The sequence below is a fragment of the Streptomyces sp. NPDC037013 genome (assembly GCF_055607265.1).
Genome location: NZ_JBVJRV010000007.1, coordinates 567,698 through 588,155, shown reverse-complemented (window position 1 = coordinate 588,155; position 20,458 = coordinate 567,698). Strand labels below are relative to the sequence as shown.

Genomic DNA, 20,458 nt, shown 5'->3' with positions numbered 1-20,458 from the left:
CCGGATGTAAGGCTTGGGGTGGGGTGTGAACGTATGGTGAGATCACTTGATGCGTTCCCCCCACCGCATGGCCACGCGACCTTCGGAAACCCCCCTCGACGACCGCACCGACCAGACCGCAAGGAACGACAGCCGCGACCGTCCCCAGCGGCACGCGGGCCCGCACGACACCGCTGAACTGCCCGCCGCCACGTACGTCAACCCGTACGACGAGCTGGCCGCGCTCGCGCCCAACCCCCTGGAGGAGTTCCTCCACGAGGAGAAGAAGGACAAGCCCGCCGAGGCCCCCTGGACGCCGCCGAACCACCGCCGCGGCAGCCGTCGCAGCCGCGGCCGCGGCCGCCGCCGCACCCGCTTCGCGGGCCTGCCGCTCGCCGCGAAGGCGCTGGTCGCCGTCCTCGTCGCCACCGCGTTCCTCGCGCTCGGCGACCGCTGGGCCCTGCTCTACGCCGAACACGAGGCCGCGGAGAAGCTCAAGGACCAGATGCACCTGAGCGCGGCGCCCGAGGTCGACATCGAGGGCTTCCCCTTCCTCACCCAGGTCCTCGACAAGCGCGTCGACAAGGTGAAGGTCACCGTCCCCGACGTCGCGGCCGACCGCGTCTCCCTCGCCAAGGTCTCCGCGACCGCCACGGACGTCACGATCAACGGCGACGGGCCCACCTCGATCACGGGGGCCGACATCGGCGAGATGAAGGGCGAGGTACTGCTCTCCTTCGACGACCTCAACCGCGAACTCGGCGCCTCCCAGGTCACGTTCACCGGCCGCGGCCACGACGAGGTGCTCGCCCGCGGCACACTGCCCGTCGCCGGCCACGACCTGAAGGTCCGCGCCGACGCCCGCATCCAGCGCAACGGCGAGCGCGGCATCTCCACCGACATCGGCGGCATGCGCCTGCAACTCGGCGACCTGGCGACCTACCGCCCCGGCACGCGCGAGAAGGAAGGCCTGCACCTGTCGAAGAGCTCGGCCGACAAGGTCGCCGAGGAGACGGGCAAGGCGAAGGCGCTGCTCTCCGTCCCGGCCATCGTCGAGCGGCTCGGGGTGCCGCGGAGCGTCGTCCGGGGCGCCCTGAAGAGCGACGCCAAGCTCAACGAACTCACCGGCTCGCCCCGGTTCGTGAACGACGTCATGGGCCTGAACCTCATCGACGTCGCGATGGGCCACCCCGAGCTCCTCAAGAAGCTCGGCCTGGACCCCGCCCTCCTCAAGGGCCTCGCCGGCCTCACCCGCCCCGTCCTTGCCGACCGCCTCACCCTCGCCTTCCAGCTGCCGAAGCTGCCGGGCACGGGGACCATGGCGCTCCAGGACGTGAAGGTCGAGAAGGACGGCATCCGCGTCCGCATCGCGGGCGCCGGCATCGGCCTGGGCCGCTAGGCGGTCTTCACTCCCGCCCCCGTCCCGGGGGGCTCCTTTGCTACAGCCCGGGAGGCGGCGTGGGCGCCCCCGGCAGGCGGACCGAGGCCTCCGTGCCGCCGCCGGGGGCCTCCCGCAGGGTGACCTCGCCGCCGCACTGCTGCACCGTGCGCGCCACGATCGACAGGCCGAGGCCCGAGCCGGGCAGGGAGCGCGCGGAGGGGGAGCGCCAGAACCGGTCGAAGACGTGCGGGAGTTCGTCGGCGGCGATGCCGGGGCCGTGGTCCCGCACCTTCAGGTGGCCCCGGTCGAGGGTGACCTCGACCGTGCCGCGCGGCGGGCTGAACTTCACGGCGTTGTCCAGGATGTTGACGACGGCCCGCTCCAGCGCCGGCGGCTCCGCCCGCACGTACCAGGGCGCGAGCTCCGCGGTGATCCGCAGTTCGGGGCCGCGCAGCCTGGCCCGCTCGATGGCCGCCCTGGTGAGCTCGTGCAACGCGACCACCTGCACCTTGCCGCCGCCCCCGTCGCCCGCGTCGGGACGCGAGAGCTCCTGGAGGTCACCGATGAGCGCGGCCAGTTCGGTCATCTGCGCGGTGACGGAGGCCAGCAGCGCCTTGCGGTCGTCGGGCGGGATCGCCCGGCCCGTCTCCTCGCTGCGGGCGAGCAGTTCGATGTTGGTGCGCAGGGAGGTGAGGGGTGTGCGCAGCTCGTGGCCCGCGTCGGCGATCAGCTGCTGCTGGAGGTCGCGCGAGGAGGCGAGCGAGGCGGTCATGGAGTTGAAGGACTCCGAGAGGCGGGCGATCTCGTCGTCGCCCTCCACGGGGATGCGCAGGCCCAGGTCCTCGGTGCGGGCGACGTGTTCGACGGCGGCGGTCAGCCGGTCCACCGGTCGCAGCCCGGTGCGGGCCACCCACAGGCCTGCGCCCCCGGCGCCGAGCACGCCGACGCCCGCGACGAGGAGCAGGATCAGGGCGAGGTTGTCGAGGGTGTCGTCCACCTCGCTGAGCGGGCGGGCCACCGAGACGGCGAGGGGCAGCCCGGGGTAGTCCTCCAGCGGGTAGGTGTAGACGCGGTACTTCTCGCCGTCGGCCGCGGTGGTGTTGTGGTAGGTCGCGGGCCGGTCGCGGCCGGCCACGGCGGTGTCCGCGCCGTTCACGTCGATGGACTGGCGGCCCAGGATGACGCAGTTCGTGCCGTTCTTGGCGACGACCTGGATGGTCTGCCGGTACAGGTCGGGCTCGTCGCGGCCGGGGATCTCGCGCAGACAGCGGGCGTCGCCGGCGGCCGCGTCGATGTCGAGCCGCTCGATCACGACGCCCGGCTTGGGGCGGTTGGCGCTCAGCGCGTCGTCCAGCGAGTCCAGCAGCGTGTTGCGCACCACGAACCAGCAGGTCACCGCAGCCGCGGCGACCGCCACCGCGACCGCCGTCGCCACGAGCAGCGCCAGCCGCGAGCGCAGCGGAAGGCCGCGGAACCGCCGGACGAGCCCGTTCACTCGCCGCCCCGGAGCACGTACCCGACGCCCCGCACCGTGTGGACGAGGCGCGGCTCGCCGCCCGCCTCCGTCTTGCGGCGCAGGTACATGACGTACACGTCGAGGGAGTTGGACGACGGCTCGAAGTCGAAGCCCCACACCGCCTTGAGGATCTGTTCGCGGGTCAGGACCTGGCGCGGGTGCGCGAGGAACATCTCCAGGAGCGTGAACTCCGTGCGGGTCAGCTCGACGGTCCGCGCGCCCCGCGTCACCTCGCGGGTCGCCAGGTTCATCCGCAGATCGGCGAAGGAGAGCAGGTCGCCGTCGGCGGCCTGCCCGGCCGGCGCGTACGAACTGCGGCGCAGCAGCGCCCGGATGCGGGCGAAGAGCTCGTCCAGCTCGAAGGGTTTGACGAGGTAGTCGTCGGCGCCCGCGTCGAGCCCCGTGACGCGGTCGCCGACGGTGTCGCGGGCGGTCAGCATCAGGATGGGGGTGGTCGATCCGGTGGCGCGGAGCCTGCGCGCGGCGGTGAGGCCGTCCATGCGGGGCATCTGGATGTCGAGGACCACCAGGTCGGGGCGGTACGCGGCGGCCTTCTCCAGCGCGTCGGCGCCGTCGACGGCGACCTGGGTGCCGTATCCCTCGAAGGCGAGGCTGCGCCGCAGCGCCTCCCGCACGGCGGGTTCGTCGTCCACGATCAGGATGCGCTGCTGTTCGCGGTCACCGGCGCGGTCGCCTTCGGCGGGGCTCATGGGCTTCGGACTTCCTCGGGTACGGGGTGGACGGGGCCGCTATCAGCCTCGCACGCGCGCGCGGGGCGCGCGGCGCGCCGTGGGGCGTACGTCGGCGGGGGCCGCCACCTCGGGGGCGCGGGCCGCCCGCGCGCCGTGCAGCTCCCGCGCCACGGCGAGCGGCAGTCCGAGCCCGGCGGGGCCGGTGCCGGGCCCGCCCCAGCCGATGGTGACGGCGAGGGCGTGCCGGACGCGGTTGACGGTGACGGAGGGGAAGGTGGTGGCGGACATGGCGGCCTCCTGGTGGGTCGAACGGGCGGTCAGGTCCTGGCGCCGGACCGCAGCGTGCCGAGGTCGTCCTTGACCGTGTCGATCGGGATGGCGAAGCCGAGGCCGACGCTGCCCGACGCGGACTCGCCGGAGCCCTGGCCCCCGGACGAACTGGGCGAGTACATCGCGGAGTTGATGCCGATGATGTTGCCGTTCATGTCGATGAGGGCGCCGCCGGAGTTGCCGGGGTTGAGGGAGGCGTCGGTCTGCAGCGCCTTGTACGTGGTCTTCGACGAGCCGGTGTCGCCGTTGAACTCCTGGCCGCCGAACTCGAAGGGCCAGCCGCCCTCGGGGCTCTGCGGCCGCTGCTGGCCCTCGCCGGTGGAGACCGTGACGTCCCGGTCGAGGGCGGAGACGATGCCGCTGGTGACGGTGCCGGTCAGGCCCTCGGGGGAGCCGATGGCGACGACCTCGTCACCCACCTTGACGTTGTCGGAGTTGCCGAAGGTCGCGGGCTTGAGCCCGGAGGCGCCCTTCAGCCGGATGAGCGCGAGGTCCTTCTTGCTGTCGGTGCCGACCACCTCGGCCCGGTAGGTCTTTCCGTCGTTCGTCCGCACCTTGATGGAGGTGGCGCCCGCGATGACGTGGTTGTTGGTGACGATCTCGCCGTCGCTCCTGGTGATCACGCCGGAGCCCGTCGACTTCCCCTGGTCGGTGGCGGCGCTGATCTCGACGATGCTCGGGCTGACCGCCTCGGCGACCCCGGAGACGGTGCCCTTCTTGCTCGTCGGCACGACGTTCGTGCTGGTGGCGGAGGAGCCGGTGTCCCGGTCGGTGAGCGTCTGGACGGCGTAGGCGGTGCCGCCGCCCACCGCGGCCGCCGCGAGGGCGACGGCCGTGAGCAGCGCCGCGGGACCCCTGACCCGGCGCCGCCGCGCCCCGGGCGCCTGCGGGGGCTCCGGCGCGTGCGCGGGCGGGGGCGGATACGCGCCGTGCCCGGGAGCACCGTGCGCGTGCGCGCCCTGCGTACCGCCGTGGTGCACAGGCGCTGCCGACTGCTGCTGGGGGTACTCGCCGCTGGGGCGGAAGGTCTCGGTCATGCCCATGAGATTGCCGGGCGCAGATGAGAGCTGCCTGAGTACGTCCTGAGAAGCCCGGCAGAAGTGCGTATGCCCGATATAAAGGCCGCCGGGGCGCGTCCGGTGAAGCGGGGGGTTACGCGCAGCCGCAGGAGTGCCGCACGACCAGCCGGGACGGGAACAGCTTCAGGCGCTCGCGGCGCGAACCCGCGACCCGCAGGCCGTCGTCCAGGACCAGATCGACCGCGGCACGCGCCATCGCGGGCCGGTCCGAGGCCACCGTCGTCAGCGGCGGGTCGGTGAGCCCCGCCTCCTTGACGTCGTCGAAGCCCGCGACGGCCAGCTCGCCCGGCACGTCGATGCGCAGCTCCCGCGCCGCCCGCAGCACGCCGATCGCCTGGTCGTCCGTGGAGCAGAAGATCGCGGTGGGCCGGTCCGGGCGGGCCAGCAGCTCCAGGCCGACCTGGTAGGCGTCGTAGCGGTTGTACGGGGCCTCGAAGAGGCGGCCCTCGATGGAGCGGCCGGCCTCCCGCATCGCGCGCCGCCACCCCTCGACGTGGTCGGAGACCGGGTCACCGACGGTCGGGGTGTCGGCCGTGCCGCCCACGCAGGCGACGTACTCGTGGCCGTGCTCCAGGAGGTGGCGGGTGGCGAGCTGTGCGCCGCCGACGTCGTCCGTGACGACCGCGACGTCGTCGATGGCCTCGGGCCGCTCGTGCAGCAGCACCACGCGCGCGTCCCACGCGTCGATCTCCGCGGCCGCCTGGTCGGTCAGGCCGTGGCTGACGAGGATGAGGCCGGAGACCCGCATGCCGAGGAAGGCGCGGAGGTAGTGCGTCTCGCGCTCCTCCACGTAGTCGGTGTTGCCGACGAGGACCATCTTCCCGCGCTCGGACGCCGCCTGTTCGACGGCGTGCGTCATCTCCGCGAAGAACGGCTGACGCGCGTCCGGCACGATCATGCCTATGAGGTCCGTGCGCCGCGAGGCCATGGCCTGGGCGACCCGGTCGGGCCGGTAGCCCAGTTCCTTGATCGCTGCGAGTACCCGCTCGCGCGTGGCCGGGGCGACCGGCCTGGGTCCGTTGTTGATGACGTAACTGACGACCGCGGTCGACGTACCCGCAAGTCTTGCCACATCATCCCGAGTCACCTTGGCCACGCGCGGAGTCTACGCGGATGGAACTACCGCTGGGCAGGGCGTACGGCAGCTTCCTTCGGAGCGGACCGCGCGGTGCTCGCCCCGGCCTTCTCCTCCCCGGCCGCCCGTTCACCCTTCTCCGGCTTCTCCGGTTTCTCCGGCTTCTCCGGCACGACGAAGCGGTAGCCGACGTTCCGCACGGTGCCGATCAGCGACTCGTGCTCGACGCCGAGCTTCGCGCGCAGGCGCCGCACGTGCACGTCGACCGTGCGCGTACCGCCGAAGTAGTCGTAGCCCCAGACCTCCTGGAGCAGCTGCGCGCGGGTGAAGACCCGGCCCGGGTGCTGCGCCAGGTACTTGAGCAGCTCGAACTCCTTGAAGGTCAGATCGAGGACCCGGCCCTTCAGCTTCGCGCTGTACGTCGCCTCGTCCACGGAGAGATCACCGTTGCGGATCTCCATGGGGGAGTCGTCGGAGGTGATCTGCTGGCGGCCCATCGCGAGCCGCAGGCGCGCCTCGACCTCGGCGGGCCCCGCCGTGTCCAGGAGCACGTCGTCGATGCCCCACTCCGCGGTGACGGCCGCGAGGCCGCCCTCCGTCACGACGAGGACCAGCGGACAGCCGGGTCCCGTGGAGCGCAGGAGCTGGCAGAGGCTGCGCACCTGCGGCAGGTCGCGGCGGCCGTCGACGAGGATCACGTCCGCGCCGGGGGTGTCGACGAGGGCCGGCCCCTCCGCCGGGGCGACGCGCACATTGTGCAGGAGCAGGCCGAGAGCGGGGAGCACCTCCGTCGACGGCTGGAGGGCATTGGTCAGGAGCAGCAGCGAGCTCACCGCCGACCACCTGCCCGGGTCGTCCTGTGTTCGTGCACGTTTCGCTCGCCCATGACGTCGGTTCCTCCTCGGTCCCTGCGAGGACGTATGCGGCACTGCTTCGTACTGAGCTTCGTACAGTTTTCGGGAGCCCGCGCCCGGAGCCCCCGGAAAGCACGAAAGGACCCGGGGGCTGCGTTGCCCGGATCCTCTGTCCAGCACAATAGCCCACATGCGTTCCGGTCCGGGAGGTCAACAGGCGCGATCTTCTGTGCCTCCGCTCACTCACGGTCAATGCGGCGTTCGCCGCCACGCCACGCTCCGTACCCGCGACGGGGTGGCCATCGAGGCCGCGTACGACCCGGGACCCGACCCCGCCGGAGAGGTCGCGATCGTCCTCGCGCACGGCTTCACAGGCGGCCTCGCCCGGCCCCATGTGCGCCGCATCGCGGGCGTATTCGCCCAGCGTGCGGCCGTGATCACCTTCTCCTTCCGGGGCCACGGCGGCTCCGGCGGGCACTCCACGGTCGGCGACCGCGAGGTGCTCGACCTGGCGGCTGCCGTCGCGTGGGCGCGTTCCCTCGGGCACGCGCGCGTGGTGACCGTCGGCTTCTCGATGGGCGGCTCGGTCGTGCTGCGGCACGCCGCACTGCACAGGGGGCGCACGGAAGCGCGGACCGACGCGGTCGTCGCGGTGAGTGCCCCCGCCCGGTGGTACTACCGGGGGACGGCCCCGATGCGGCGGCTGCACTGGGTCGTCACCCGGCCCGCCGGGCGGGCGGTCGGCCGCTTCGGACTGCGGACGCGAATCCACCCGCACGAGTGGGACCCCGTCCCCCTCTCGCCGGTCGACTCGGTCCCCCTCATCGCCCCGACGCCGCTGCTCATCGTCCACGGCGACCGCGACCCGTACTTCCCGGTCGACCACCCGCGGATGCTCGCCGCCGCGGCCGCGGGCGGGGCCGAGCTGTGGCTCGAGGAGGGCATGGGCCACGCCGAGCACGCGGCCACGGACGAGCTCGTCGCACGGATCGCCGTGTGGGCCACGGCATCATGGACGTCGGCAACCGCCGACTGAAAGGGGAGTCGCATGGTGAACGGCACCATTCGTTACTGGGCCGCTGCCAAGGCGGCCGCGGGCACCGCCGAGGAGCCGTACGCGGCGGCGACGCTCGCCGAAGCGCTGGACGCCGCCCGTGAGCGGCACCCCGGCGAACTGGTCAGGGTCCTCATGCGCTGCTCCTTTCTGGTCGACGGCGACCCCGTCGGGACCCGCGGGCATGAGACCGTACGGCTGGCCGAGGGCGGCACGGTCGAGGTGCTCCCGCCGTTCGCAGGAGGATGAGCACCATGTCCGATCAGCCCTATGAGGGGTACGAGGGGTACGAGCCGTACGCCCGGCAGCACCCCGGGCAGCAGCCCGGGCAGCAGCCCTATCCGGAACAGCAGCAACAGCCGTATCCGGAACAGCAGCCGTATCCGGGAGCGCAGCCGTACCCGGAACAGCAGCAGTACCCGCAGCAGCAGGCCTACCCCGAGCAGCAGCAGTACGGGGAGCCCCAGCAGTACCAGGGGCAGCAGCATCCCGGGCAGCAGCAGCCGTATCCGCAGCAGCCGTACTACGCCGAGCCGCCGCAGCAGTACGCCCAGGAGCAGTACACCCAGCAGTGGGAGGGGCAGACCTGGGAGACGCAGGTGCAGCCCCCGGCCGCCGCGGTGGACGTGACGGAGACCGCGTACCTGCCCCCGCAGGCGTACGGGCAGCCCGCGTCCCCGCAGGCGCCTCAGGCCTCGCATGTCCCGCAGCCCCCGCGGGCAGCGGAGGCGGCCCCCGACGGCCCGTCCGACGGCCCGTCCGGCAGCCCCTCCTACGGCCCCGCCACCACCACCGGCAACCCCCGCGTCACCGACGCCCAGCGGGCCCGCGCCGAAGGGCGGTCGCCGATCATAGAGCCGGGGATGCAGCCCGCCGCGCTGACCGCCCTGCTCGGGCTGCTGCTCGCCGCGGGCGCCGCCGTCGGGCAGTACGCGCTGCTCGTACCGCTGGTGCTGCTCCAGGCTGTGACCGCCGCCGGGTGGTTCCGGCTCAACGGCATGTGGCCGGCCCGCCAGGGCATCGCGCTCGCCTTCCTCGGCGGGGCCGTCGCGGACGGCGCGCTGCTGGCCGTCGGCAAGGAGAACGCGCCGGGCGCCATCCTCGGCACCCTCGGCGTCTGGGTGCTGTTCGTGCTGGTGCTGCAGCTGCGCAGTCGCGCCGGTGCCGACGAGCGGATGTACGGGCTGATGGCGACCGTGGCGTCGTCCGCGCTCGCGATCGTCGCCGCCGGGCACCTCGCGGCCGCCTCCGACGCCGTCACCGTGGGCGGCATCGCGGTCGCCGCCGCGATCCTCGCCCGCGCGCTGCCGCTGCCCACGCCGGCCTCCGTGGTCGTCGCGCTGCTCGCGGCCGCCGGTGCCGGGGTCGCCGTCGGCGGCATGACGGAGTACGGCGGCAAGGGCGCGCTGCTCGGTCTCGGCGCCGGGGTCTGCGCGCTGATCGGACACCGCGTCGCGAGCTACGACTACCCGTCCCGCTTCGTGCACATGACGGCGGGCGTCGCGCTGCCGCTCGCGGCCGCCGCCCCGGCCGTCTACGTCCTCGGCCGCGCCATCGGCTGACCCCCCGATCCCCGGCTGCCGACGGATCGTCACAGCTGATCGACAGGTCCCCCGCCGGGCTCTTCGGCCGGGGACCTGTCCTTTAGGCTCGCCCAACGACAGTCGACACGGGGGACAAGGTGGGGGAAGACCGGACATGAGCAAGCGCGCCGTACGAATACTGCTGATCGTCGTCATCGTCCTCGGAGGGCTCTTCGTGGCGGCCGACCGGCTCGCCGTGAACTTCGCCGAGAGCGAGGCCGCGGAGAAGATGCGGACCAGCGAAGGGCTGAGCGAGTCCCCCGACGTCTCCATCAAGGGCTTCCCCTTCCTCACCCAGGTCATGGGCGGCGAGCTCGACGACGTGGAGGTCGGCATCAAGGACTACGACGCGAAGTCCGGCTCCGACTCCATCCGCATCGCCGACCTCACGGCCCACATGAAGGGCGTGGAGTTCTCCGGCGACTACAGCTCCGCGACGGCCGCGACGGCCACGGGCACGGCCCGCGTCTCGTATGACGAGCTCCTGAAGGCCAGCAAGTCCGAGCCGGTCGAGCTGCCGCTCGGCGCCACCGGCAAGGTCGTCGGCCTCTCCGACGGCGGCAACGGCAAGATCAAGGTCGAGGTCGAGGTCAGCAAGGGCGGCGCGAAGCTGCCCAAGCCCGTCCACGTGCTCAGCTCGGTCCGCGTCGAGGGCGACGACATCCGGGTCCACGCCGACGAGATCCCGAAGAACCTGGAGGTCCTCGGCGTCTCCATCCCGCTCCCCGAGGGCATGGTCCGCGACGTCACCGACTTCGACCAGAAGATCGACGACCTGCCGGCCGGGGTCAAGCTGCAGAAGGTCGAGGCGGCCCCGGACGGTGTGGACATGACCGTGACCGGCTCGAACGTGCGGCTCGCGGGCTGACGGCGGCGCCTTGAGGGTGCGTCGTCCCGCAGTACGAGACGTCGGCGTCCGGCGGGCGGATGTGACGGGGGCGACACCGGGCCCGGGGCCCCGCCGGGGCGGCCCCGGGGTTCAACGAATCCCACATCGTGGATGATCCCGTCTCAGTATGCGGAGCACCGGTGACACGGCCGCCCTTCCGTCCCTACGATCGACGCATGCAACGACAGGCGGATCTCACGAAGCGGCGGGCAGTGGACCTGTGCCGCGTCGCCGCCATGCTCTGTCGCACCTTCTAGCGAGGGCCCGCCCCTCGTTTCCCCCGGTCCTGTTCGACGCCCATCCGACAGGCCAACCCGCGCCGTACGCCGAGCCACCCGTGCCTCCCCGCACCACGGCCCGTACCGGCCGCCCCCTCGTGCACCGCAGCACAGCCGCACCGCACCGCCGCAACTGCCCCGGAGGAGAAAAGCATGAGCCGCAGCGACGTCCTGGTAGACGCCGACTGGGTCGAGGCCCACATCGAGGACCCCAAGGTCGTCATCGTCGAGGTCGACGAGGACACCTCCGCGTACGACAAGAACCACATCAAGAACGCGATCCGCATCGACTGGACCAAGGACCTCCAGGACCCGGTCCGGCGTGACTTCGTCGACCAGGAGGGCTTCGAGAAGCTCCTCTCGGCCAAGGGCATCGCGAACGACTCCACCGTCGTCCTCTACGGCGGCAACAACAACTGGTTCGCGTCGTACGCCTTCTGGTACTTCAAGCTCTACGGCCACCAGGACGTGCGGCTCCTCGACGGCGGCCGCAAGAAGTGGGAGCTGGACTCCCGCGACCTGGTCGACGGCTCCGAGGTCCCGAACCGCCCGGCCACCGACTACAAGGCCAAGCCCCAGGACACCTCGATCCGCGCCTTCCGCGACGACGTCGTGGCCGCCATCGGCGCGAAGAACCTGGTCGACGTGCGCTCGCCCGACGAGTTCAGCGGCAAGCTGCTCGCCCCGGCCCACCTCCCGCAGGAGCAGTCGCAGCGTCCGGGTCACGTCCCGTCCGCGCGCAACATCCCGTGGTCGAAGAACGCCAACGACGACGGCACCTTCAAGTCCGACGAGGAGCTCAAGGCCCTCTACGAGGACGAGCAGGTAGACCTCGCCAAGGACACGATCGCCTACTGCCGCATCGGTGAGCGTTCGGCCCTGACCTGGTTCGTCCTGCACGAGCTGCTCGGCCAGACCAACGTCAAGAACTACGACGGCTCCTGGACCGAGTACGGCTCGCTCGTCGGCGTGCCGATCGAGCTCGGCGCCAACAAGTAGACCTCCCTCTTCTCCCTTCCCCTCAGGCCCCTCAGGAGTACCCATGTGTGGAGCAAAGGCCGGCGGCCCCGACGCTTCGACGATCAAGCCCGGTGAGACCACGATCCAGGGCCAGGTGACCCGCGACGGCGAGCCCGTCAGCGGATACGTGCGCCTGCTCGACTCGACCGGCGAGTTCACCGCGGAGGTCCCCACCTCGGCGACCGGACAGTTCCGCTTCTACGCCGCCGAGGGCACGTGGACCGTCCGCGCGCTGATCCCCGGCGGGACGGCGGACCGCACGGTCGTCGCCCGGACGGGCGGTCTCGCGGAGGTCGCGATCGCCGTCTGAGCGCCCCGCACCGCATACGGCTGAAGGGCCGCACCCCAGGGGGTTGGACGCCACTGGAACGGGGTGCGGCCCTTCGGTCCGTTCCGCCCCGGCCCGGGCGCCGCCCTTCGGTCCGTTCAGGCCTACGCTGGAACCATGTACACACGCCGACGCCACGTGGCCGCCTTTTGATGCGCCGCTCGCGCCGTTCGGCCCTGGCGGGCCTCGCAGGCTTCGTGGCGCTGCGCCGGACTCCGTCCGTCGGGTGGGTGTGGGGGTGGCGGTCTCCGTCGGTCTCCGGCGCGTGATTCCGCCGTACGCTGGAACCATGTACACCCGCCGACGCCACGTGTACTTCGCCATGATGGGCAGCTGTATCGGGCTGTTCGTGCTGGCGTGGGGAGTCGTGCGGCTCTGGTCGGTGCCCGTCGCCGTCGGGATGTGTGTCGTGGCGATGGTGATACCGCCCGTCGCCGCCATGGTCGCCAACCGGCGCGGGCCCGAGGACCGGTGGTGGGACGACCCCAGCGGTGACCCGAAGTCCGACGAGTGGTGGGACGAGCTGGACGGCAGGCGCCGCCGCCCGTAGGCGGCCGGCACCCGTGCCCGAGCGGCCGACCTCACAGAGAGGGACCGGCGCCGCCCGACTACAGTGGGACCGGCTCTGATACCCGCCCCATCCGCTCATCGAGGAGCACCCGTGCTTGAGGCCACCTTCTCCGCCCTGCTGGTTCTCGTCTGCGTCGGCGTTCTCGCCTTCGTCGGCCTGACCGTGAAGAAGCTGTACCAGGGCCAGCGCTGACCGCGACCCGCCGCCCACCCTCACCTCCACAGATCGCCTGAGCTTCCCATGATCGAGATTCCGTCCGACCTGAACCCCGACCTCGTCCCCCTCGCCTTCCTCCTCGGCAACTGGGCCGGCGCGGGCGTCACCGACTTCCCCGGCGCCGAGAAGGCGAATTTCGGCCAGGAGGTCTCCTTCACGCACGACGGGCGGGACTTCATCGAGTACCGCTCGTACACCTGGGTGCTCGACTCCGAGGGCAACAAGGTCAAGCCGCTGGAGACCGAGTCCGGCTTCTGGCGGATCGACAAGGACCGCAAGGTCGAGGTCGTGATGGTCCGCGACGACGGTGTCGTCGAGGTCTGGTACGGCGAGCTGGCCGACAAGAAGCCGCAGATCGACCTGGCCACGGACGCCGTCGCGCGCACCGCCGCCTCCGGCCCCTACACCGGCGGCAAGCGCCTCTACGGCTATGTGAAGGGCGACCTGATGTGGGTCGGCGAGAAGCAGACCCCCGAGGTGCCGCTGCGCCCCTACATGTCGGCGCAGCTGAAGAAGGTCGTCACCCCCGAGGAGGTCGCCGCCATGGCGCGCAACCTCGGTGATCTGCCCGACGACGGCATCGCTTTCTTCAAGTAGACCCCGGACGGAAGGCCCTAGACTTGGCGGCGTGGCGAGCACCGACTCCGACTGGAAGAGCGACCTGCGTCAGCGCGGCTACCGGCTGACGCCGCAGCGCCAGCTTGTCCTGGAGGCGGTCGACGTCCTGGAGCACGCGACCCCCGACGACATCCTCTGCCAGGTGCGGAAGACGGCGTCGGGGGTGAACATCTCCACGGTCTACCGGACCCTGGAGCTCCTGGAGGAGCTGGGCCTGGTCAGCCACGCCCACCTCGGCCACGGCGCGCCCACCTACCACCTGGCCGACCGCCACCACCACCTCCACCTCGTCTGCCGGGACTGCACGGACGTCATCGAGGCCGACACCCAGATCGCGGCGGAGTTCACCGCCAAGCTGCGCGACACGTTCGGCTTCGACACCGACCTGAAGCACTTCGCGATCTTCGGGCAGTGCGAGAAGTGCCGGAACCTCGCGGGGGAGCGGGCGGGCCAGGAATAAGCGCCGACGCGGCCAGGTCGTACTCTTTGTGAACATGAAGAGCCCCCTGTTGTCCCTGCCCGGCGCCGTCCCCGCCGAGGGCGTGGACGAAGGCGTCGCCGCCCACTACGGCGAACTGTTCCGAGAGCAGCGCGCCCTCGCCGACGGCACCGGTTTCGTCGACCTCTCGCACCGCGGTGTCATCACCGTCACCGGCTCCGACCGGCTGAGCTGGCTGCACCTGCTGCTCACCCAGCACGTCAGCGAGCTGCCGACCGGCCAGGCCACGGAGGCGCTGATCCTCTCCGCCAACGGCCACATCGAGCACGCCCTGTACCTGGTCGACGACGGCGAGACCGTCTGGGCGCACGTGGAGCCCGGCACGCAGGACGCGCTCATCGCGTACCTGGAGAGCATGAAGTTCTTCTACCGCGTGGAGGTCGCCGACCGCACGGACGAGTTCGCCGTCGTCCACCTGCCGGCCGGTTCGATCGCCGCCGTCCCGGACGGTGTCGTCGTACGCGAGACCGCCCACGGCCGCGATCTGTTCCTGCCGCGGATGGACCTCGCGTCGTACGCCGCCGAGAACGGCCCCGCCGCCGGACTCCTCGCCTACGAGGCGCTGCGCGTGGAGGCCCACCGGCCGCGCCTGGGCTTCGAGACCGACCACCGCACCATCCCGCACGAGCTGGGCTGGATCGGCACCGCCGTCCACCTGCAGAAGGGCTGCTACCGCGGCCAGGAGACGGTCGCCCGAGTCCACAACCTGGGGAAGCCGCCGCGCCGCCTGGTCTTCCTGCACCTGGACGGCAGCGAGGTGCACCTGCCCGCGGCCGGTACGCCGCTGCACCTCGCGAGCGAGGGCGCCGAGGGGCGCAAGCTGGGCTTCGTCACGACGGCCGTGCGCCACCACGAGCTCGGGCCGATCGCCCTCGGCCTCGTCAAGCGCAACGTGCCGCTGGACGCGGAACTCGTCGCCGGCGACACGGCCGCCGCGCAGGAGGTCGTGGTCGAGCCGTAGCCCCGTCCCGGGGCGGGGCGGTCACATCTCCAGGAGCACCGTGAACGGGCCGTCGTTCGTCAGGCCCACCCGCATCTGCGCCCCGAACCGGCCCGTCGCCACCGTCGCCCCCAGCGCGCGCAGCCGCGAGACGACCTCGTCGACCAGGGGCCCGGCGACGTCGCCGGGGGCCGCCGCGTTCCACGTGGGGCGGCGGCCCTTGCGGGCGTCGCCGTAGAGCGTGAACTGGCTGATGACCAGGAGCGGCGCGTCGATGTCGCTGCACGACCTCTCGTCCGAGAGCATGCGCAACGTCCAGAGCTTGCGGGCCAGTTGGGCCGCCTTCTCCTTGGTGTCGTCGTGGGTGACGCCCACCAGGACGCACAGCCCCTCGCCGTCGATCTCGCCGACCGTCTCGCCGTCGACGACGACGCTCGCGCCGTCGACCCGCTGTACCACTGCTCGCATACGGCCATCATGCCGTGGCGCGTGGGGCGCCCGGGAACGCGCCCCGATCCCCCCATCCGGGGCCCATTCCGGGCACTCGCTCACATAGCGGCCACTCGGGGTGGCACCATGCACACACGCGGTGCACCGCGTCGGCCGGTCGAGGGGACGGGTAGAGGCAGATGAGCACACCAAGTACGGGGCAGTCGCCCGGCCGCGTCTCGCTGCGGCGTACGCAGGTCCCGAGGCCGCCCACGCAGCGCACGGGCAGCGGCAGGGCGCTGCCGGACGCGCCGGACCACGACCTGACAGCGCTGCGCCTGCCGGAGCTGCGGGTGCTGCGCAGGGCGGCCCAGCAGGACGAGGCCGATCTCAGCTATGTGCGGCGGCTGCTGCAGGGCCGTATCGACATCCTGCGGGCGGAGATCGCGCGCCGGGGCGAGCGATCGCGCCCGGCGGCCGGCCCCGAGCGCGCGGGGGTCTCGGGGCCGGGGGGTGCCGGGGGGGCTGGGGGGCCTGAGGCGTCCGGGGGTGTCCGCGGTTCCGAGGGCAGGTCGGGGGGCGTGGGCGGTCGCGATAGTACGGGCGGTTCCGGCACTACAGGCGGCCCCGCGGGGACGGTCGTGAGCAGGCTTCCGGAGATCCTCACGGACGCGCCCGCCCGCCACCGCTCCTCCGCCCGGCACGTCACGCTGGGCACCCCGCACGGCGAGGAGTACCGCCTGCTGGCCACGGAGATGCTCGCCGAGGTCGAGCTCTCCGACCTGGCGGCCCGCACGGACGACGAACTGCACACGGCCATGGGCCGTCTCGTCCGCTATGAACAGCAGGTGTCGCGCCGGCGGCAGTCCCTGCAGCGGACGACGGACGACTGCAGCGCGGAGATCGCGCGCCGGTACCGCGTGGGCGAGGCACAGGTCGACGACCTGCTCTCGTGAGCGTGACGAGCTTGGTGGGCGCGGCCCGCGCGGGCCCCGGGCGGGAAAGAATCGGAGTGCGCCGCCGGGGGTGTGCTGCCTAGCGTGGGCGCATGACTGATGTTGACGTGAGAGCGGTTGCCGACGCCGAGTTCCCGGTCTGGGCGCGGGCCGTGCACGCCGGGTTCCTGAAGCCCCTGGCCTCCATATCGGACGAGACGGTCGACCTCATCCGCTCCCGCGTGGCTCCCACCCGCACGCGGGGCGCCTTCGACGGCGACCGCTGCGTGGGCACCTTCCGCTCCTTCCGGCAGGAGGTGACCGCGGTGGGCGGCGCCCTCGTCGTGGCCAACGCCGTGACGGGGGTGACCGTGGCGCCCACGCACCGGCGCCGGGGCATCCTCAGCCGGATGATGGAGGCCGACCTCGCCGAGGCCAGGGAGCGCGGCGACGTCGTGGCCACCCTCAACTCCGCGGAGTACCCGATCTACGGCCGGTTCGGCTTCGGCCCCGCGACCTGGGCCACCGAGTGGACCATCGATGTGCCCCGCTCCGGACTCGACCCGCGCTGGTCGGGTCCCGCGGATGCGGGTGCCCGCATCGACCTCGTGGACGGCGACGACGTGCGCAAGTACGGCCCTGAGCTGCACGAGCGGTTCCGGGCCGCCCGGCACGGCGCGCTCAACCGCGACGAGGACTGGTGGCTGCGCAACACCGGCATGCAGGCCACGCCCGAAAACCCGTGGCAGGAGCCGTTCCACGCCCTCTACCGCGATCCGTCGGGACGCGTCGACGGGCTCGTCTCGTACCGTACGACGAACGACGAGTGGGGCGGCTCCAGGCTGCCGGAGAACAGGCTGACGGTGCTCGGCATGACCGCCGTCACGCCCGCCGCCGAACGCGCCCTGTGGCACTTCGTCTGCGCCATCGACAAGGTCGTCGCGGTCGACACGGGCCTGCTCGCCCCCGACGACCTGCTGCCGCACCTGCTGCCCGATCCGCGCGCGGCCAGGATCGTCCGGCACGCGGACTGGCTCTGGCTGCGGATCCTGGACGTCGTGGGGGCCCTTCAGGCGCGTACGTACGAGGCTTCGGGCTCGCTCGTCCTGGAGGTCGTCGACGCGGGCGGCCTCTCCGGCGGGCGCTACCGCCTGGAGGTGGCGCCGGGGAGCGGGACGGACCACGCGGCCGTCTGCGCCCCGACCACCCAGAGCCCCGACCTCACGCTGGGCATCGGGGAGTTGAGCCAGCTCTGGCTCGGGGACGCGTCCGTCGTGCGGCTCGTGGCCCTGGGGCAGGTGACGGAGGAGCGGGCGGGTGCGGGTGCCGCCGCCGACGTGCTGTTCCGCACGGCCAGACGGCCGTGGTGCCCGGACCTCTTCTGACAGCTTCTGAGAGCCTCTGACAGCTTCTGACGGCGGCGGGCCCCGGCCCCCCGTAGCGGGGGCCGGGGCCCGGTTTGCAACGACTGACCGGACTCCCGGCTCCCCTCCGGATGGGAGCCCGGTCAGCCGGGACCGTGGGACGTGGGTGCGGCGGTTCAGCCCGACTGGGCGAGGAGCAGGACGAGGAGCCCGGCCCCGACGCCGCTGAGCTTGACGTTCTGGGCCTTGATGCCGATGGTCAGCAGGACGAAGGCGACGATGCCGAGCGGTCCGTACTTCCACTGGATGAGCTGCTCGAAACCGATGGCGAGGGCGGCGACGGCGATGGCGATGAGCGGCATGACGTTCCCTCCTTCGGGATCGGGGCGGCGGACCCCGTTGAGCCGATGACCAACTGGCTGCCACTGAGCGGTGGTTCGGTGCGGCTGCCGACGGCTGGTGGCCAACCCAGGGAGGGTCTGACCATGTCGCCGAAGTTGGCTACCAACTTCAACTGACTTATCTCCGCTGGGAGTCGACTCATAACCACCTTTCCTGCAACTCCCGTAAGATGGCGCGAAGTTGTACTGTTTGGTTGTGAGCACCGAACACGCCGCGGTCAACGGGCGCAAACGGACGCAACGCTCCCACCACGAGGTGGCCGACGCGCTGCGCGACCGGATCAGGTCCGGGTCACTGCGGCCGGGGCAGCGCATGCCGACCCAGGCCGAGCTGGCCGTCGAGTTCGGTGTGGAGCGCGGGGCGGTGCGTGAGGCCCTGCGCATCCTGCAGCGGGAGCATCTGCTGTCCAATGTGTCCAAGGGCAGCCCCGCCACGGTCGCCCGGGCGTCGGAGCGCGCGCCCGCAGGCCCGGACGGGGTGCGCCCGCAGCCCACGATGGTCGGCCTCGCCCCACGCATCACCGCCGCCTTCGAGGCCCCGCACGTGGAGATAGACGCCCTCTGTCTGACCTCCATCTCCCTCACCATGGCCATCGGCGAACCACTGCGGCAGATCCACGCCGGAGAGCGGAAACCGGCCAAGGTCGACGTCCGGGTGCTCCTGCCGAGCCGTGACATCGACCTCGCCTTCCCGGCGCCGGTCGGCGGCGGCCAGGACGAGGGCAGTCAGGTGCACAGGCGCTGGCTCTCCCAGCGCAACGCGCAGGGCCAGGTGCTGCGCCACAACCTGCTGGCGCTGCGCTCCTCGCACGGCATCGACGTGACGGTGCAGTTCCGCGCACTGCCGTTCACGCCGCCGGTGAAGCTGTACCTGATCAATGGCGCGGAGGCGCTCTTCGCCTACTACACGCTCACCAAACGGGACGAGGAGATCGGGAAGGAGTCGCTGGAGATGTACGACGCGCAGGGCACCCAGTCGATGCTCTTCCCGTTCCATCAGGGGGACGGGCTGCGGGACACGACGTTCGTGGAACAGTCCCACCTGTGGTTCAACGCGCTCTGGAACACGATCAGTCAGGACCTGGAGCTGGCGGCGGGCTGAGGCGACCGCCGCCGGTCCGGTCCGGTCAGCCGGCGGGGCCCGTCACCATCAGGGCGAGGACGACGGCGCCGATGGAGCTGCAGGTGGGGTTCTTCGCCCGGACACCCACGGTCAGCAGGAGGAGGCCCACGATGCCCATCGGGCCGTACTTCCACTGCACGAGCTGTTCGAGGGTGACGGCGACCACGGCTGCGAGGAGGGCGAGAGCGGGCATGGTGGTTCCTCCTTCTGCCATCTTGAGTCAGTTGGCAACCAACTCTGCTGTGGTTGTCCCCACTTGGTCGGAGTAGATAAACAACTTCCCATCAACTGCCCGGAGATGGCGGTCAGTTGTATCGTCTGGTCGTGACCCAGGAGAACGTGGCAGTGAACGGCAGAAGAAAACTCTCACCCCAGGACATCGCCGACACCCTCCGCGACCGCATCCGGGCGGGCGAGCTCAAGGCCGGCGAACGCCTGCCGACCCAGGCCGAACTGGCCGAGGAGTTCGGCGTCGAACGCGGAGCCGTCCGGCAGGCGATGAAGAAGCTCCAGAGCGAGGGCCTCCTCTCCAACGTCAGCAAGGGCAGCCCGCCACGGGTCGCCGAGGCCGGCCCCCCGGCCGCCGTGAGCGAGGGCCCCCAGCCGTCCATGGTGGCGCTCGCCCCCCGCCTCGCCGAGGCGTTCGCCCACCCCCACGTCACGATCGACGTGGTCTCGTACACCGCGGAGACCCTGATGATCGCGCTCGGCGAGCCGGTCCGCCTGATCCACGAGGGCCGGCTCCGCCCGGAGTCCATCAAGGTCCGCATCCTCCTGCCCAGCAGCGACATCAAACTGGCGTTTCCGGTGCCGCGGGAGGGGGACGGGGAGACGACCAGGGAGCGGCTCCATCAGCGCTGGCTCTCCCAGCGCAACGCGCAGGGCCAGGTCCTGCGGCACAACCTGCGCGCGCTGCGCTCCTCGCACGGGATCGACGTCGACGTCAGGTTCCGCGCGCTGCCGTTCACCACCCCGGTCAAGCTCTACCTGCTGAACGGGCAGGAGGCGCTGCTGGCCTACTACACCCTCACCGCCAACTCGGTGGAGGTCGGGGAGAACGGCAGCAACCCCGAGATGATGGACATCTGGGACGCCGGCGGCATCAAGGCGCCCGTCTTCTCCTTCGAGCGGAGCGCGGCCGCCGCCCGCGACACCCTCTTCGTCGAGGAGTCGCAGAACTGGTTCGACGCCCTCTGGGAAACCATCACCACGGACCTGACACTCTCTTAAATGACTCCTGACCCGACGCAGACTGACGCGACACGCACCGACCAAGCGTCAGACGAGAACGAATCCGTGCGCAA

At 71.8% G+C, this 20,458-nt stretch carries 24 protein-coding genes; 15 read left to right on the top strand and 9 right to left on the bottom strand.

Translation table 11 applies throughout. The features are described 5' to 3' along the window. The first annotated feature begins 49 nt into the window (after positions 1-49). Positions 50-1,378 carry an LmeA family phospholipid-binding protein gene (locus ACZ7DY_RS28100; RefSeq protein WP_471139765.1) on the top strand — a complete coding sequence of 443 codons (1,329 nt, stop codon included), beginning with the start codon at positions 50-52 and terminating at the stop codon, positions 1,376-1,378. A gap of 40 nt (positions 1,379-1,418) precedes the next feature. Here the strand turns inward: ACZ7DY_RS28100 and ACZ7DY_RS28095 are convergent, their stop codons facing one another. From ACZ7DY_RS28095 to ACZ7DY_RS28070, 6 genes are all read right to left on the bottom strand, one after another. Next, on the bottom strand, positions 1,419-2,855 hold the full coding sequence (locus tag ACZ7DY_RS28095) for a HAMP domain-containing sensor histidine kinase (protein WP_471139763.1): 1,437 nt from the start codon (positions 2,853-2,855) through the stop codon (positions 1,419-1,421). Continuing rightward, positions 2,852-3,586: a response regulator transcription factor gene (locus ACZ7DY_RS28090; protein ID WP_471139760.1), complete on the bottom strand. Its 735-nt coding sequence runs from the start codon at positions 3,584-3,586 to the stop codon at positions 2,852-2,854. Before ACZ7DY_RS28090 ends, ACZ7DY_RS28095 begins: the two co-directional genes overlap by 4 nt. Positions 3,587-3,628: 42 nt before the next feature. Further along, a complete protein-coding gene (locus tag ACZ7DY_RS28085; RefSeq protein ID WP_471139757.1) occupies positions 3,629-3,856 on the bottom strand; it encodes a hypothetical protein in 228 nt (75 codons plus the stop codon). A gap of 29 nt (positions 3,857-3,885) precedes the next feature. After that, positions 3,886-4,935, bottom strand: coding sequence for a S1C family serine protease (locus tag ACZ7DY_RS28080; protein ID WP_471139754.1), 1,050 nt, complete (start codon positions 4,933-4,935; stop codon positions 3,886-3,888). A 115-nt stretch (positions 4,936-5,050) separates the two neighbouring features. Then, positions 5,051-6,073, bottom strand: a complete 1,023-nt coding sequence (locus tag ACZ7DY_RS28075) for a LacI family DNA-binding transcriptional regulator (protein ID WP_471139752.1) — start codon at positions 6,071-6,073, stop codon at positions 5,051-5,053. A gap of 23 nt (positions 6,074-6,096) precedes the next feature. Further along, positions 6,097-6,885, bottom strand: coding sequence for a response regulator transcription factor (locus ACZ7DY_RS28070; protein WP_471139749.1), 789 nt, complete (start codon positions 6,883-6,885; stop codon positions 6,097-6,099). A gap of 211 nt (positions 6,886-7,096) precedes the next feature. Between ACZ7DY_RS28070 and ACZ7DY_RS28065 the strand changes: the two genes are divergently transcribed. From ACZ7DY_RS28065 to ygfZ, 10 genes are all read left to right on the top strand, one after another. Continuing rightward, the gene (locus ACZ7DY_RS28065) at positions 7,097-7,942 is read left to right on the top strand and encodes an alpha/beta hydrolase family protein (protein WP_471139746.1); all 846 of its coding nucleotides are present in this window, start codon (positions 7,097-7,099) and stop codon (positions 7,940-7,942) included. Positions 7,943-7,954: 12 nt separating this feature from the next. Next, positions 7,955-8,209 (top strand): MoaD/ThiS family protein, encoded by a 255-nt coding sequence (locus ACZ7DY_RS28060; RefSeq protein WP_471139744.1) that lies wholly within the window; start codon positions 7,955-7,957, stop codon positions 8,207-8,209. Positions 8,210-8,214: 5 nt separating this feature from the next. Next, a complete protein-coding gene (locus tag ACZ7DY_RS28055; protein ID WP_471139741.1) occupies positions 8,215-9,522 on the top strand; it encodes a hypothetical protein in 1,308 nt (435 codons plus the stop codon). 136 nt (positions 9,523-9,658) lie between these two features. Then, on the top strand, positions 9,659-10,411 hold the full coding sequence (locus tag ACZ7DY_RS28050) for an LmeA family phospholipid-binding protein (RefSeq protein WP_471139738.1): 753 nt from the start codon (positions 9,659-9,661) through the stop codon (positions 10,409-10,411). Between the two features lie 452 nt (positions 10,412-10,863). After that, positions 10,864-11,709, top strand: a complete 846-nt coding sequence (locus ACZ7DY_RS28045) for a sulfurtransferase (RefSeq protein ID WP_471139736.1) — start codon at positions 10,864-10,866, stop codon at positions 11,707-11,709. A 43-nt stretch (positions 11,710-11,752) separates the two neighbouring features. Beyond that, entirely contained in the window at positions 11,753-12,040 is a 288-nt protein-coding gene (locus tag ACZ7DY_RS28040; RefSeq protein WP_471139733.1) for a DUF1416 domain-containing protein, read from the top strand. A 307-nt stretch (positions 12,041-12,347) separates the two neighbouring features. Then, entirely contained in the window at positions 12,348-12,608 is a 261-nt protein-coding gene (locus ACZ7DY_RS28035) for a DUF3099 domain-containing protein (protein WP_471139730.1), read from the top strand. 261 nt (positions 12,609-12,869) lie between these two features. Next, positions 12,870-13,442 (top strand): heme-binding beta-barrel domain-containing protein, encoded by a 573-nt coding sequence (locus ACZ7DY_RS28030; RefSeq protein WP_471139727.1) that lies wholly within the window; start codon positions 12,870-12,872, stop codon positions 13,440-13,442. Between the two features lie 31 nt (positions 13,443-13,473). Further along, complete coding sequence (locus ACZ7DY_RS28025; protein ID WP_471139725.1) at positions 13,474-13,923, top strand: Fur family transcriptional regulator; 450 nt, start codon at positions 13,474-13,476, stop codon at positions 13,921-13,923. Between the two features lie 34 nt (positions 13,924-13,957). Continuing rightward, positions 13,958-14,923 carry a CAF17-like 4Fe-4S cluster assembly/insertion protein YgfZ gene (gene ygfZ, locus ACZ7DY_RS28020; RefSeq protein ID WP_471139722.1) on the top strand — a complete coding sequence of 322 codons (966 nt, stop codon included), beginning with the start codon at positions 13,958-13,960 and terminating at the stop codon, positions 14,921-14,923. 21 nt (positions 14,924-14,944) lie between these two features. Here ygfZ and dtd read toward each other — a convergent pair whose 3' ends face one another. Further along, positions 14,945-15,370, bottom strand: coding sequence for a D-aminoacyl-tRNA deacylase (gene dtd / locus ACZ7DY_RS28015; protein ID WP_471139719.1), 426 nt, complete (start codon positions 15,368-15,370; stop codon positions 14,945-14,947). 161 nt (positions 15,371-15,531) lie between these two features. On the opposite strand from dtd, the gene ACZ7DY_RS28010 reads away from it, so the two are divergent. Together ACZ7DY_RS28010 and ACZ7DY_RS28005 are read left to right on the top strand one after the other, a co-directional pair. Then, positions 15,532-16,287, top strand: a complete 756-nt coding sequence (locus tag ACZ7DY_RS28010) for an RsiG family protein (RefSeq protein ID WP_471139716.1) — start codon at positions 15,532-15,534, stop codon at positions 16,285-16,287. A gap of 92 nt (positions 16,288-16,379) precedes the next feature. Next, positions 16,380-17,651, top strand: a complete 1,272-nt coding sequence (locus ACZ7DY_RS28005; RefSeq protein ID WP_471139713.1) for a GNAT family N-acetyltransferase — start codon at positions 16,380-16,382, stop codon at positions 17,649-17,651. Positions 17,652-17,806: 155 nt separating this feature from the next. Here the strand turns inward: ACZ7DY_RS28005 and ACZ7DY_RS28000 are convergent, their stop codons facing one another. Then, on the bottom strand, positions 17,807-17,992 hold the full coding sequence (locus ACZ7DY_RS28000) for a hypothetical protein (RefSeq protein ID WP_471139711.1): 186 nt from the start codon (positions 17,990-17,992) through the stop codon (positions 17,807-17,809). Positions 17,993-18,221: 229 nt separating this feature from the next. Between ACZ7DY_RS28000 and ACZ7DY_RS27995 the strand changes: the two genes are divergently transcribed. Then, positions 18,222-19,133, top strand: coding sequence for a FadR/GntR family transcriptional regulator (locus tag ACZ7DY_RS27995; protein WP_471139708.1), 912 nt, complete (start codon positions 18,222-18,224; stop codon positions 19,131-19,133). 25 nt (positions 19,134-19,158) lie between these two features. Here the strand turns inward: ACZ7DY_RS27995 and ACZ7DY_RS27990 are convergent, their stop codons facing one another. Beyond that, positions 19,159-19,347 (bottom strand): hypothetical protein, encoded by a 189-nt coding sequence (locus ACZ7DY_RS27990; protein ID WP_471139705.1) that lies wholly within the window; start codon positions 19,345-19,347, stop codon positions 19,159-19,161. Positions 19,348-19,472: 125 nt separating this feature from the next. Between ACZ7DY_RS27990 and ACZ7DY_RS27985 the strand changes: the two genes are divergently transcribed. After that, complete coding sequence (locus tag ACZ7DY_RS27985; protein WP_471139942.1) at positions 19,473-20,384, top strand: winged helix-turn-helix domain-containing protein; 912 nt, start codon at positions 19,473-19,475, stop codon at positions 20,382-20,384. Positions 20,385-20,458: the final 74 nt, after the last annotated feature.

Coding starts and splice junctions, on each gene's coding strand:
- ACZ7DY_RS28100 (WP_471139765.1), top strand. CDS start 50: ATGCGTTCCCCCCACCGCATGGCCACGCGACCTTCGGAAACCCCCCTC.
- ACZ7DY_RS28090 (WP_471139760.1), bottom strand. CDS start 3,586: ATGAGCCCCGCCGAAGGCGACCGCGCCGGTGACCGCGAACAGCAGCGC.
- ACZ7DY_RS28085 (WP_471139757.1), bottom strand. CDS start 3,856: ATGTCCGCCACCACCTTCCCCTCCGTCACCGTCAACCGCGTCCGGCAC.
- ACZ7DY_RS28080 (WP_471139754.1), bottom strand. CDS start 4,935: ATGACCGAGACCTTCCGCCCCAGCGGCGAGTACCCCCAGCAGCAGTCG.
- ACZ7DY_RS28065 (WP_471139746.1), top strand. CDS start 7,097: ATGCGTTCCGGTCCGGGAGGTCAACAGGCGCGATCTTCTGTGCCTCCG.
- ACZ7DY_RS28060 (WP_471139744.1), top strand. CDS start 7,955: ATGGTGAACGGCACCATTCGTTACTGGGCCGCTGCCAAGGCGGCCGCG.
- ACZ7DY_RS28055 (WP_471139741.1), top strand. CDS start 8,215: ATGTCCGATCAGCCCTATGAGGGGTACGAGGGGTACGAGCCGTACGCC.
- ACZ7DY_RS28050 (WP_471139738.1), top strand. CDS start 9,659: ATGAGCAAGCGCGCCGTACGAATACTGCTGATCGTCGTCATCGTCCTC.
- ACZ7DY_RS28045 (WP_471139736.1), top strand. CDS start 10,864: ATGAGCCGCAGCGACGTCCTGGTAGACGCCGACTGGGTCGAGGCCCAC.
- ACZ7DY_RS28040 (WP_471139733.1), top strand. CDS start 11,753: ATGTGTGGAGCAAAGGCCGGCGGCCCCGACGCTTCGACGATCAAGCCC.
- ACZ7DY_RS28035 (WP_471139730.1), top strand. CDS start 12,348: ATGTACACCCGCCGACGCCACGTGTACTTCGCCATGATGGGCAGCTGT.
- ACZ7DY_RS28030 (WP_471139727.1), top strand. CDS start 12,870: ATGATCGAGATTCCGTCCGACCTGAACCCCGACCTCGTCCCCCTCGCC.
- ygfZ (WP_471139722.1), top strand. CDS start 13,958: ATGAAGAGCCCCCTGTTGTCCCTGCCCGGCGCCGTCCCCGCCGAGGGC.
- dtd (WP_471139719.1), bottom strand. CDS start 15,370: ATGCGAGCAGTGGTACAGCGGGTCGACGGCGCGAGCGTCGTCGTCGAC.
- ACZ7DY_RS28010 (WP_471139716.1), top strand. CDS start 15,532: ATGAGCACACCAAGTACGGGGCAGTCGCCCGGCCGCGTCTCGCTGCGG.
- ACZ7DY_RS28005 (WP_471139713.1), top strand. CDS start 16,380: ATGACTGATGTTGACGTGAGAGCGGTTGCCGACGCCGAGTTCCCGGTC.
- ACZ7DY_RS28000 (WP_471139711.1), bottom strand. CDS start 17,992: ATGCCGCTCATCGCCATCGCCGTCGCCGCCCTCGCCATCGGTTTCGAG.
- ACZ7DY_RS27990 (WP_471139705.1), bottom strand. CDS start 19,347: ATGCCCGCTCTCGCCCTCCTCGCAGCCGTGGTCGCCGTCACCCTCGAA.